At 61.9% G+C, this 12,027-nt stretch carries 9 protein-coding genes; 1 reads left to right on the forward strand and 8 read right to left on the reverse strand.

Annotated features, from left to right (window positions below; genetic code table 11):
* Positions 1-61: 61 nt before the first annotated feature.
* From M3I54_RS01435 to M3I54_RS01450, 4 genes are all read right to left on the reverse strand, one after another.
* On the reverse strand, positions 62-766 hold the full coding sequence (locus M3I54_RS01435; RefSeq protein WP_254332677.1) for an OmpW family protein: 705 nt from the start codon (positions 764-766) through the stop codon (positions 62-64).
* A 679-nt stretch (positions 767-1,445) separates the two neighbouring features.
* Positions 1,446-3,434 carry an acyl-CoA synthetase gene (locus tag M3I54_RS01440; protein ID WP_254332441.1) on the reverse strand — a complete coding sequence of 663 codons (1,989 nt, stop codon included), beginning with the start codon at positions 3,432-3,434 and terminating at the stop codon, positions 1,446-1,448.
* Complete coding sequence (locus M3I54_RS01445; protein WP_254332443.1) at positions 3,431-4,387, reverse strand: fumarylacetoacetate hydrolase family protein; 957 nt, start codon at positions 4,385-4,387, stop codon at positions 3,431-3,433. Before M3I54_RS01445 ends, M3I54_RS01440 begins: the two co-directional genes overlap by 4 nt.
* Positions 4,388-4,420: 33 nt before the next feature.
* Positions 4,421-5,491: a VOC family protein gene (locus tag M3I54_RS01450; protein WP_254332445.1), complete on the reverse strand. Its 1,071-nt coding sequence runs from the start codon at positions 5,489-5,491 to the stop codon at positions 4,421-4,423.
* A 335-nt stretch (positions 5,492-5,826) separates the two neighbouring features.
* Here M3I54_RS01450 and M3I54_RS01455 point away from each other — a divergent pair, with 335 nt between their 5' ends.
* Positions 5,827-6,582 carry a TetR/AcrR family transcriptional regulator gene (locus M3I54_RS01455; protein WP_254332447.1) on the forward strand — a complete coding sequence of 252 codons (756 nt, stop codon included), beginning with the start codon at positions 5,827-5,829 and terminating at the stop codon, positions 6,580-6,582.
* 68 nt (positions 6,583-6,650) lie between these two features.
* Here the strand turns inward: M3I54_RS01455 and M3I54_RS01460 are convergent, their stop codons facing one another.
* The 4 genes from M3I54_RS01460 to M3I54_RS01475 all read right to left on the reverse strand — a co-directional run bounded on the left by M3I54_RS01460 (position 6,651) and on the right by M3I54_RS01475 (position 12,026).
* Positions 6,651-7,391 (reverse strand): membrane integrity-associated transporter subunit PqiC, encoded by a 741-nt coding sequence (locus M3I54_RS01460; protein WP_254332448.1) that lies wholly within the window; start codon positions 7,389-7,391, stop codon positions 6,651-6,653.
* Positions 7,388-8,983: an intermembrane transport protein PqiB gene (locus tag M3I54_RS01465; RefSeq protein ID WP_254332449.1), complete on the reverse strand. Its 1,596-nt coding sequence runs from the start codon at positions 8,981-8,983 to the stop codon at positions 7,388-7,390. The genes M3I54_RS01460 and M3I54_RS01465 overlap by 4 nt, the downstream gene beginning before the upstream one ends.
* Before the next feature lie 8 nt (positions 8,984-8,991).
* Positions 8,992-10,377 (reverse strand): PqiA/YebS family transporter subunit, encoded by a 1,386-nt coding sequence (locus M3I54_RS01470; protein WP_254332679.1) that lies wholly within the window; start codon positions 10,375-10,377, stop codon positions 8,992-8,994.
* Between the two features lie 173 nt (positions 10,378-10,550).
* On the reverse strand, positions 10,551-12,026 hold the full coding sequence (locus M3I54_RS01475) for an efflux transporter outer membrane subunit (protein ID WP_254332450.1): 1,476 nt from the start codon (positions 12,024-12,026) through the stop codon (positions 10,551-10,553).
* Position 12,027: the final 1 nt, after the last annotated feature.

Here is a 12,027-nt window from a genome sequence, read left to right on the forward strand (position 1 = left end):
GATGCGTTGGCGGCACGACCCAGCCGCCACGATTGATGTCATGGAACGCGGGTCGTGCCCGCTAGAATGTGTAGGCGACGTTCAGAAAAACGTTAATGGGTTCGATTCGGAGCGTCGACCTGGAAACGATCTGCGTTCCGGTTGCCGTCTGTCCGTATATGGTCATGTGCGTCTGGATCGGCATGTAGCCAACTGACGCTCCGACCGACCAGCGTTTGGAGAACGCGTAACTTGCCCCGACCTCGAACACGGGGTTCCACGATGCACTGAGGGTCGCGTGTATCGATCCGCCAGGACCGACACTATCGGTGATGAACTGGTTGTTGGTTGCGCGAACCTGAGTGAACCACGTGTAGTTCACACCCAATCCGACGAAAGGACGAAATTTCGACTGAGCCTCAAACAGGTGATATCGAAGCTCGATGGCGGGCGGCATCGGCCTCGTCGTGCCGAGGGTGCCGTACTTCGAGAGCGTCCCGTCGCCAACAAGATTCACTGTTAGTGGCAGGCCAAAGAGGGTGGCGATGCCGATGTGGTCGGTCACGTAGTACTCGGTGGTGATGCCGAGCGTATTCGTTGACGACGCGTGCGCACCACTACCCGTTAATTGCTGATTGACCGGCATACCACCCACGCTTTCCACGGTAAGCGGCGTGGCATGACCCTGTGGCGCTACGTAAAGCCACCCTGTCGCCAGCGTAAAGCTTCCGGCGGATTGCGCATTCGCATTTCCAGCAAGCGCAGCCGAACAGATAAAACCCGCCATGACGGCAGGCCGAACATTTCTTCGGTAATTCCTCACGTGTCTTCTCCTGCCTCATCGGCTAAATATCTTTTTATCGTGCTCACGGCTTTAACGACCGCCCATTGCTCCGTCTCGTTGGATCGGCCCTCGTATGTATAGACCGAATCGAAAAACCATCTCCTTCTTTTATATAGTTATGCTAAATACAAAGAATTGATTTAACCGGATCCTCGCGTTGCTTCCTGCCTGTGCACCGTATCGAGTCCTGGACTGCGTACGCCTGTTACTTCTCTTTGCCCTTCTGCGCAGTTGCCAAGTTTGACAAGTTGCCCGGCATGTTAATGAACTCGCATCACAAGGTGCTCGGCCTGCGGCGGGAACACGTTCCACGAACCGTCGCAATGCCGGAAAAAAAACAACCCAACCGGCCTTGTCGGCAAAAGTATCTCGATATGCACGCAGTTCCACGGATGCGACTGCGCACGACCTAATCGGGTAACTCGCACCGGGGCCCCGGAATCCAGCGCAAGCCATTTTTCAACAACCGAACGCAAGGATCTCTCTGATGCAATGTCCATCTTCTTCCCCAACCCAAAACCGGTGACATTCGCGCTTCAGGCGTGCCATCACCGCACATGCGAGTGACTGGACGCCTGCATCGATGCGAGAAACCATGTCACTTTGAAACCCTGTGCGTCTCTTACGTCGCGTTGCCGTCAACGCTGTCCATGGAGCCCTTCGCGACAGCGATTGAGAACGCGAACGGAAAGCGTCCAAGCGCGGAAGTCGCCAATGGTTCGAGTTCTGCGTCGGAGAGTTCGACGTGAACGGAAATCCCACGCAAGCCTTCTTCAACGATGCTGACGGTTGCCCCCTCAACACCAGCTTCCACGAGCGCCGACCGCAGGGCATCTACGGTTTCGATCCGCTTCAGCGCGGGTTTGAAGATCTTGCCGACAGCCGTCAGGGGCATCATTTCAACGATCCGTATGCCTTTGGGGAACGCGGCTCGCTCGCTGATCTCGTCACGCAGGAACGCCGCCATTTCTGCTTCATTTGCCGTTGTGCCAGGCTTGAGCTGGACATAGGCGACCGGCAGTTCGCCTGCGTGCATATCAGGGCGCCCTACTGCTGCGGCAATCTGCACTGCGGGATGTCGGTGCAGCGCTTCTTCGATCGCTGCAGGATCGATGTTGTGTCCGCCCCGAATAATGAGTTCCTTCTTCCGGCCTGTGAGCCAGAAGTAACCGTCTGCGTCGCAGCGTCCCAGATCGCCTGTATTCAGCCATCTGCCGCCATCAGCCAGGTCCATCCAGATGCCGTTGTTCTGCTCCGGCCGCATATAGCCGATGAACACGTTCGGGCCGGAGATCAGCAGTTGACCAACCTCGTCCGCAACGCAGTCCCGCACATAACGGCCCGATTCATCGGTCATCACGGCTTTCATGGCCTGGCCCGGCAGACGAAGGCCGATCGAGCCGACCCGCCGTTCGCCAAGCGGCGGATTGACGCTGCTAACGCAGGTACCTTCCGTGAGGCCATAGCCTTCGAGGATCCTGATTCCGGTTCGAGCCTGGAAAGCACGCAGCAATTCCACCGGCATCGGCGCGGCGCCGCACAACCCGTATTCGAGCGAACTGATATCGCGGCCGCCAATGGGAACGTCCAGCAACGACCCAAAGAGGGTCGGCACGCCACTAAAAAAGTTGATCCGGTAATGCTCGACGATATCCCAGAAGCGTTTGACGACGCCATCTCCGCGATACCCTTGCGGCGTGCCCAGCACGACATGTGCACCGCGTGAAAACGGCAGCAGACCCGTCACCATCACGGCGTTCACGTGGAAAAGCGGCAATCCGCAGAAGATCGTCTTGCCAGGCGCAACGCTTGCACCGAGAAATTCTCCGGCGCTCCATGCATTGGCCACCTCATTGCCGTGCCGGCGCATCGCAATTTTTGGCAGGCCTGTGGTGCCGCCCGTGCAGAAGTAGGACGATACGTCATCCCGGTTCATCCGGTGCGGGGTGGAGAGCGCTATGCCCGGCTCCCGTGCGACGGCTTCGCCGAAGTCGTGGATGCTGATCTGCGAAGGAACCGCGCCTCGCACGCCCTCCTCGCCATGCAACCTCGAGCATTCGCCGCGCTGAAGCATTCGGGCCGCAAATCGCTGTTCACCCGGTACATGGTCGGCAAGATTGATCAGCACGACATGCTTGAGCGACGCAACCTTGGGCAAGACCGCCTGCACTTTCGGCCACAGGTCCGCGCCGGGATACGGCGCCAAAGTGACAAGCACACTGGCGCCCGAGGCATTGAGCAGTTCGCCGATCGCGTCGCTTTCGAGCAGTGGATTGATTGCGCAGACAACGCCGACCGCCTCGCCGCCCCAGATCACAAAGTGCGTTTCGGGCAGATTCGGCAGTACATAAGCGACGACCGTGTCTCGCTGCACACCCAGCCGCGACAACATGTTTGCCGTGCGCGTGATGTCGCGCACCAGTTCGCTGTAAGTCCATCGCTCCGGGGTCGCGTAGTCGTCCGTGGTTGCGAAGAACGAAAGCGCGGGTGCAGATGGATTAATGGCGGCGCCCTGGCAGATCAATTCGTAGGTGCTCGACGGTAGATCCGCCGGCTGCTGCCCCTGCGATTCGATAGCGAGGACGTCCTGCTCGTTTGCGACGCCTTTCATGCTGCCTCTGCGACGACGACGTTACGCTGGGTGCCAAGATCGATCGAGCCATCCTGGCTGACGATACGTGCTTCGACCACATCGCTATCCTGAAGGTACTGCGGTCGCTCGGCTTGCAACGCGAGGAAAAGACGCCATTTCTCCGCTTCGGGCAGCTGTGCCGCGGCGCGTTGCTTTTCCGGCGACGGAATGATCAGCGCGCAACCGGACGGCGTACCCGTTGCGAGCAAGTCACCGGCATGCAGGTCTTGAACACCGGATAGTTCGGTCAATGTCTCTGCCGGACCGTAGACAAGACCCGAACTGGAATCGTTCTGTCGAACCGTTCCGTTGACAGTCAGCGTCAGCACGAGCTCCTTGAGCTTCGGAATGTCGTGCTTCTCGAGCAGGCAAAGGTACGGGCCGACAGGGCCGAACGTGCGATAGCTCTTGCCCTTGTAGAACTGCATCTGTGGAATCTGGACATCGCGCGCGGAATAGTCGTTCACGATCACGGCGCCGGCAATGTAGTCGTGCAGGTTCTCGTCGGTAATCGTTGCGCGGGACGTGATGTCGCGTTTGAGGACAAGACCGAGTTCGATCTCGTAGTCGAGGAACTTCACTTCGTGCGGCTTCACCAGCTTCGAGTCCGCAGCAACGATGCAGCTCGTGGCCTTCGTGAAGATCATGTTGAATTTCTTCGCGTCCGGGTCCATGCCGGATTCGATCATGTGCTGGCGGTAATTCGCGCCCTGGCAGATGAACTGTTGATTGGCAGTTACGGGCGAGAGCCATTGCACATCCGCTTCGGGAATCGTGGGGCCATTCAGCGTCATTAACCGCTCGACCGGATTGGCATGGATAAACTCAGCGGTCGTCTTGAACTCACCGGGAATCGGCGTGATAGCGTTGTGAGCCACTACGCCCCACTGGGCGCGACCATCATGCAGATAATGCAGAACGTGAAATGCCATTTTGGCGGTCTCCGGGTTCGAAAAAGGGGTGCGTCAGGCAAAAATCTTGAGCAGTGCCCGTAGCCTCGCCAGCGTGACGTCGGGGCTTCGGCGCAGGTTTGCGATCAGCGCCGCGATGCTCGCGGGCGTCAATCGGGGCTTGGTGAAGCTGCGCGGCATTGTCGGCCCCCACTGGGCCATCGCCTCGCGGCTCACGGCATGGATGCCCGTCGGCGCGTCGCTGGTGAAAAGATCACCGTCGCAGTAGTGCTCGTGCTTGTCTCCCCAGGGGTCCTGCCAGTAGTCGAAAATCTGGCTCCCGAGGATATGTCGGCCGATGCCCCACGCATGCGTCCATCCGCTCGCGCGCAGGACGCGCTGGCCCATACCGACCGCGTCCGCATCGACGAGCTCGTAGGCGCTATGGCTGTATTTCGGCGCAAACGTCTGTGCCAGCGCGAGCGTGTGATGATCGGCGGGCTTGTCGCCGAGATCGAGCCGCATGAACGCGACAGCCGGTGACCCATCGGGCAGCACCTGCACATCGCTGGGGATAAAACCAAAATGGCGCGTGTACCACGCACAGGTTTCCTGATAGTCGGCGAGTTCAAGCACCACGTGCCCAAGCCTGATGACTTCAGGCGCGCTCTCGGGCGGTCGCTGCGTGCCGTTGACGCGAACGGCAGCATCGACGGAATTGAACGGTAACGGCAGCCGGTGCGGCAACGCGGAGGCGGGCGCCTGGCCCCAGAGCGCATCGACACGGAAACCGGACGGATCCTGCAACTGGACCACGTAGCCGCCGCCGGGCAGCGCAGAGTGTTCCAGCTCCGACGCGCCCGGCACGCTCGCGAGCGCGTCCAGCTCGGCTTCGCTGCCGACCTGCAGGCCAAACCCAACAAAGCGCGCTTTGGACGATTTGCGCACGACATAACAGCAGTGCGACGCGCCTGTACCGCGCAGAAGCAGCATCTCTTCGTCACGCGTTACCGTTCGAAGCCCGAAGTCATTGAGAAACCGTTCAGCTTGCCCGAGGTCCGGCCGATCGAACATGAGGTAGGCCAATGCGTTCGCTTTCGCCGTGGGATTCGGGTGACGAGCCGGCTGTGCAGTAGTCAGTTTCATGGCGGACGGTAATCAGGCAGTTGGGATGGGTAATGCAGCCCGGAGCGCGGGCGCGCCGCACCTCGGGAGCACGTGAGCGCTCGCAGGCTCACCGGACGGCCAATTTGCCGGCGCGGGAGGGATAGCGGGTCGTAATGCCCGGATGGGCAGATGGGGAAGGTGATGCCGGCCGCTCGGCGCAATGCCGATTCCAATTGCTGTCTCCACAGTCACTCCGTCTGTTTTCGTTAGACCGGCTCTCGACAGCCGATAGTGACATTAAACTCATCGATGATCGTTTTGTCAATAAAGACATTCGAATCTATACTGTGGTCATGACCAGACTTGGATCCATCATGACAACCACGACAAAGCGCGGGCCGGTCAGGCGCTCCCCGCCTGCGGCGCCGGCCTCCCCGGCCCCCGTCATCGAAGAAAAAGAGCCTCGCGGTGCGCGCCGCAAGCGCGAGACGCGCGCACGTCTGCTCGACGCCGCCCTAAGGCTGATGGCCGAAAAGGGTATGGAAGGCGTGGCGATCAATGAAATCACAGAGGCCGCCGATGTCGGCTTTGGCTCGTTCTACAACCACTTCGAGTCGAAGGAGGTGATCTACGCAACGCTCGTCGACAACGTGTTCGAAGAGTTTGCGAACGTGCTCGATCGCCTCGCGGGGGGCCTTTCCGACCCGGCGGAAGTGGTGGCCGTCTCGGTGCGCCACACGGTCCTGCGTGCGCGGCACAATCCCGTGTGGGGACGCTTTCTGATACGCGAAGGGTTTTCTGAGCGTGCGTTGAGCCGTGGGCTGGGCCAGCGGCTCCTGCGCGACATTCGAAACGGCATCGCTGCAAAGCGATTCGTCGTCGCCGACCCGTTTATTGGCTATCTTGCAGTGGGTGGCACAGTGCTCTCTGCCATCGCGGCCGAACTGAACTATGTCGTGCCGGGCGCAAGCGCCGCGGGTTTGCTGAAGGAACTGGGTTTCAGCAGCGAGCACTTTCCCGAGCGCACGGCAGCCATGTTGCTGCAAATGCTCGGCCTGAAGCGCGCGGAGGCGGAAAAGATTGCCGCGCGTCCACTGCCCGTCGTCGAGGAAGCCGACGAGGCAGCTTGAGCTCGGCCAGTCGTGAGGGGAGCCTGTCTGGCAACCGGCCCCTTCCCGACTGGCGATGCGCCGCGAATCTATACCCCGGAGCGCGGAGCCGCCGCCCTGTCGACCGCGGTTTGCGCGCCGTCTATAAATTGCGGGCAGGACAGCGTTGTCATTCCCGTTCTGCTGGACGCGCCCGCAGGGCTAAACGGCCGATCCGCCGCGGGCGCAGCGATGTCGCGCACGACCTCGGCTATCTGATCAGCGATCGCGCTGATCGCATGACGATGCCCGTCGACGATCGCCTGATACCCGCCAGACACGGGCTCGCTGACTACGCTGTGGCAACTCAGGGTCTCCAGGCCCGCAGACCTGCTTACACTCCATACGACGTCAACCAGTACGTGTGAACCGGGCCACGATTCAAAGCGCTGAACGTCGACGCCGACCTGATAGACGGGAACCCCCGCATCACGGCCAACCGCGTTGGCAGCGGACGCGCCGGCCTGCTGGCTCACGCGAGCAGCAAGTGCATCGCGAATCTCGTCCGGAAGGGCCGACGACCAGCGATCGTCTTCGAGCACCTGCACCTGGGCCGGGTTGACCTGCACCACAAGCTGACTCCTGGCGACGGCGGCCGGCACCTTCACCGGGCGTACATCGATCCGCAAAGCGGGGCTTGTCGTATTCTTCGCGATGGTCGGCTCTGCGGCGATTCCGAGCGTATAAAAACGGGTCGCCGGCGAAGTGCACGCCGTCAGAAGGGCCAGCCCAACGACAGAGACGAGTGTCCTCACCATGGTGCGGGACGAGCGGGATTGCATTGCGATCATTGCTGGTCTCCTTTTTTGCCAAACAGCAGCGCCTGCGGATGGCGCTCCAGGTATTCGGAGAGCGCATTGAGCGACTGCAGCGTACGCGTGAGTTGCTGCATGGCGTCCTGAACGTCCGACTGCATCGGCGCCGTCTGCCGCAGCGTCGATTCCGCGGTCGCGAAGGTCTTTTGTGCGGCAGCGAGCGTGTCGCGTGCTTGCGGCACGACCTCGGTGTCCATATGCCCGAACAGCTTGCTGGCGTTCTCCAGTGCACCGTCGAGGTGGGCGCCGATCCGGTCGAACGGCACCTGGTTCAGTTTCCTTGCGATGTCCGCCACCTGCACCTGGAGCTCGTCGAGCGTATTCGGCACGGTCGGCAGTTCGATCGGGTTGCTGTGCACGTCGACACTCGCGCGCGGCGCCTTCGGGAACATGTCGAGCGCGACATACAACTGTCCCGTCAGGAGATTGCCGGTCCGCAATTGGCCGCGCAGCCCTTCCGTCACCAGATGCTGCAGCATCTCGTGACCGCCGGGCGTGTCCGGCGCCGGCAGCGCCTCGCTGGAGCGCCGGCTGAGCCGGTCAGGGTAAAACGCCATCGACACCTTCATGCTGAAGCTCTTCTGCTTTTCGTCGTACTCGATGCCAATCTCGGTCACCTGCCCCAGCGCAATCCCGCGAAGGTCGACAGGTGCGCCAACAGACAGTCCACGCAAAGACTGATTGAAACGCATGACCACATTGAGCGGCTGGCCGTCGGGCTCGCGCATGGCGTCCGATTCGTCCGCGGCGAGTCGGAACTCCGCCCTATCTGCTGCCGGTCGGCCAGCGTCCTGCCCGGCCGGAGACTGGAACGCCAGCCCTCCCACGACGACAGTCGCGAGTGATTGCGTATTGAGCTTCAGCCCGTTGGAATCGAGACGCAGATCGACGCCGCTTGCATGCCACCACCGCGTATTGCTGCCGACGTACTGGTCGTACGGCGCATTCACGAAGACGTTCACGATGACGCCGGCGCCGTGAGGATCGAGGGAGTAGCCAATCACCTGACCCGCCTGGATGCGATGGTAGAAGATGGGGGCGCCGATATCGATCGAGCCCAGCGACTCACCTCGCAGCGTGTACTGATGCCCCGGCTGTCCCGTGGTGACAATGGGCGGGCTTTCAAGACCGAGGAACGCGGTTTGCCTCCCGGTCGAGCGCCCGATGTCCACGCCGATGTACGCACCAGAGAGCAACGTACCGAGGCCGGAAATGCCGTTGGCGCCAATGCGCGGGCGTACCACCCAGAATCGTGTGCCTTGCGTCGCAAATTTCCCTGCGTCCTTGCTCAACTGGATACTCACGATGACGCGCCGCAAATCGGCGGACAGCGCAATGGCTTGCACGACACCGATTTCAACGTCCTTGTACTTTACCTTCGTCTTGCCTGCCTCAATGCCCTCCGCGTTATTGAAGGTGACCGTCACGACCGGCCCCTTTTCTGCAACGGATCTGACCACCAGGGCAACCCCGATCAATGCAGAGATGAGTGGTACTAACCAGATGAGGGATGGCAGCCAACGTTTGCGCGGCTTGAATTCAGGTCCGGATAGATTGGAAAGATGCATCGTCTGTTTCAGGATATGCGATTGGTGGGGAGAGAAGCAGCCGGAACTTCATCGTTCGCAGTTGGAGCGTCACGCTGCCCCGCGTCCACGTTGTCCCAGATGAGCCGCGGATCGAATTGATGCGATGCGAGCATGGTCAGGATCACAACCGCTCCGAAAGCGAGGGCGGCCGGTCCCGCAGTGATGACAGCAAGCGAGCCGAAATGCACCAGTGTGACCGTCAGTGCAACGACGAAGACGTCGAGCATCGACCATCGGCCAATGCGCTCGACGAGCCGGTACAGGATTGATCTTTCACGAGCGCGCCATCCCGAACCGTGAGAAGCGGCTACCGTGAGAAGCGTGAGAACAACAAGCTTGAGAACCGGCACGAGAACGCTGGCGACAAAAACGACGACAGCAAGGGGCCAGTCTCCCGATGTCCAGAAATACGCGACGCCGCCAAGGATCGTGTCGTCTTCCGAACCGCCCACGGATGAGGCGTGCATGATCGGCAGCAGGTTCGCCGGAATATAGGCAAACGCGGCGGCAAGAAGCAGACTGGCCGTTCGCGCCAGGCTGTCCGGCCTGCGTTCGTGCAGTACATGCTGGCATCGGGAGCAGCGCTGGTGGGCCTCTCCTTCGATACGCCTCTGAACGAGTGCGCACGCGTGACAGCCGACAAGGCCGGCGCGTTGTGCCGTGATGGCGGGCGGTGAGCCGGCTTTGCGCGCCCCCAATGGCCGTGTGAAACGCCCTCGCCCTGTACTGACTCTCGACCAGCGAACGTCCGCAATTCGAGCACACCTGATTTCGTCACGGACCGCCCAGAGCCTGCTCGGGTCGAATGAAGCAACAACGCCCAGCATGACAGTCAGCGCGCCCGTTGCGAACAATCCCGGTCCCGGGATCACTTCCGCGATGCTGACCATTTTCACGATCGTCACCAGCACGCCGAGCATGAACACCTCGATCATGCCCCACGGCCGAACGAGCTGCACGAGACGCACCATCGCGTTGAATTGAGGTGGCAGTTTGCCTAGCCGGAGCGGCACCAGCACATATAGCAATGAGAGCAGTTCGATCAACGGGAAGAGTACCGCCGAGCAGAACACCATGATCGCGACGACGCGCATGTTGCCGGACCAAAGCGAGCGCACGGCGCCAAACAGCGTCGCCTCGGATGTCATGCCGTTCGCGCGTAGCTCGATCACAGGGAAACTCTGCGCGATGCAAAAAACGATCAATGCGGCGAGCGTCACAGCGCAAATCCAGTCAAGCGGCCATCCGCTACCCGGTAGCGCTGTCATGCCCGCACCGCAGCGCGAACAAGCTGCGCGGCGCCCTTTGACACGGGAAGGCTTGCGAAACAGCAGATCGCATTCGTGGCAGGCAATTAGTCTCTGATATTCCATACGGAAATAAAGCGGAAATCCGGGGGCATTCACACTGGCGCAACGGCCGAATCACGCGGCCGGCGCGGTGGCCCGTCAATTGATGTGTCCAACGGCCATCGCGTGGCTCGAGCCACTGCTGAACGGCGAGGGCGGTCCTGGCGGATCGCCCTCGCGTTTCACGAACGCCTGGGTCAATGCGTCGATGCGGTCGTCTGCTGAGTCTGCTGAGCCGAGGGCAGTTCCCCCATCGCCTGGAACAGTGCGGCTGTATCGCTCATGCGCTGGCTCGCTGCGCGCACTGCGCCGATCTCTGCGTTCAGATACCGCGACTCGCTCGCGTGCGTTGCCGCCGAAGGCAGCGAGCCCAGGCGGTGGCGCGACGCCGTGTCCTCGAATGCCGTCCGCGCGGCGTCAGCGGCGACTTCGCTCGACGCGAGGGCCTGTGCGTCGTTATCCAGCGCGGCGAGCGAATTCGCCACGTCCTGGAACGCCGAAAGCACAGTGGACTTGTAATGCAGCACGGTGGCGTCGTAAGTATCGACCGATGCACGGCGTTGCGCGAACAGCGCGCCGCCATGGAAGATCGGCTGCGAGAGGCTCGCGCCGATAGCCCAAAGGCCGCCCGCGCCCGAAACCAATGCCGGCCAGCTGAAGCCGCCGCGACCCATCGCGCCCGTCAGCGACAGGCTCGGGAAAAGTTGCGCCGTTGCCTCGCCCACATCGGCGGCCGCCGCCTTGACGGCGCCGTCGGCTGCCTGGATGTCCGGGCGCGAGCGCAACAGGTCCGAAGGCACGGCGACGGGCACGTGCTCTGGCAACGACAGGCTGTCCAGATCCGGCACGCTCGGGGCATTGTCCGGTGTACGGCCGATCAGCACCGCGAGTGCATGAACCGCAGTCGCGCGCTGCTGACGCAACTCGGGCAACGTCGCCGCGATGGAAGCCGCGTCCTGTTTCGACGCAAGCGCCTGGACGCGCGATACTGCGCCCAGCGCGTAGCGCTGCTCGTCCTCGTTCGCCGCATCGTTCGATACGGCAACGAGCCGCTCGGTGAGCGCAATCTCGCGATCGAGTGCCGCCACATTGATCGTGGCTGCCACGATGTTTGCAGCGAGCGCACGGCGCGACGCTTCGAGTTCGAACGCCTGCACATTCACACGGGCCGCGCTCGCCAAGTTCGCATAGCGCGTCTGGCCGAACAGGTCGAACGTGTAATGCGCTTGCAGCTGCCCGGCAAAGAAGTTGTATTGCACCTGCTCGGGCAGACCGAGCTGGGGCGCGACCGGTGAACGGGCGCGCTGGACCTGCGCGGCGCCGTCGATCGATGGCAGCGTCGATGAGCCGATCTGCGCGCGCAGTTGCTCTTGCGCCGCAGCGAGCGTACGCTGCGTCGCCGCAAGCGTCGGGCTGTTGCGCAGTCCTTCGTCGACGAGCGCATCCAGCGCGGCGCAGTGGTAGAGCCGCCACCATTGCGGCCCGGGCGTGGCGCCGACATCGAAGGTCTGCGCAACGCCACCCGCGGCCACCGTCTTCGCCGGCTGCGCCTGCGCACCGTAGTGCTCGGGCGACGGCATGGCCGGCGCCTCGCCGCTCGGCCCGAACGAGCACGCCGTCACAGCGAGTCCCGCGGCCACGGCCAGCACGGATGTCTTGTAGGTAAAAGTCATG

The sequence above is a fragment of the Paraburkholderia sp. CNPSo 3274 genome, assembly GCF_024206475.1.
GTDB lineage: Bacteria > Pseudomonadota > Gammaproteobacteria > Burkholderiales > Burkholderiaceae > Paraburkholderia.

Excerpts from the sequence above, each read along its gene's own strand:
- M3I54_RS01435 (WP_254332677.1), bottom strand. The coding sequence starts at position 766 with ATGGCGGGTTTTATCTGTTCGGCTGCGCTTGCTGGAAATGCGAATGCG.
- M3I54_RS01445 (WP_254332443.1), bottom strand. The coding sequence starts at position 4,387 with ATGGCATTTCACGTTCTGCATTATCTGCATGATGGTCGCGCCCAGTGG.
- M3I54_RS01475 (WP_254332450.1), bottom strand. The coding sequence starts at position 12,026 with ATGACTTTTACCTACAAGACATCCGTGCTGGCCGTGGCCGCGGGACTC.
- M3I54_RS01470 (WP_254332679.1), bottom strand. The coding sequence starts at position 10,377 with ATGGAATATCAGAGACTAATTGCCTGCCACGAATGCGATCTGCTGTTT.
- M3I54_RS01440 (WP_254332441.1), bottom strand. The coding sequence starts at position 3,434 with ATGAAAGGCGTCGCAAACGAGCAGGACGTCCTCGCTATCGAATCGCAG.
- M3I54_RS01455 (WP_254332447.1), top strand. The coding sequence starts at position 5,827 with ATGACAACCACGACAAAGCGCGGGCCGGTCAGGCGCTCCCCGCCTGCG.
- M3I54_RS01450 (WP_254332445.1), bottom strand. The coding sequence starts at position 5,491 with ATGAAACTGACTACTGCACAGCCGGCTCGTCACCCGAATCCCACGGCG.
- M3I54_RS01465 (WP_254332449.1), bottom strand. The coding sequence starts at position 8,983 with ATGCATCTTTCCAATCTATCCGGACCTGAATTCAAGCCGCGCAAACGT.
- M3I54_RS01460 (WP_254332448.1), bottom strand. The coding sequence starts at position 7,391 with ATGATCGCAATGCAATCCCGCTCGTCCCGCACCATGGTGAGGACACTC.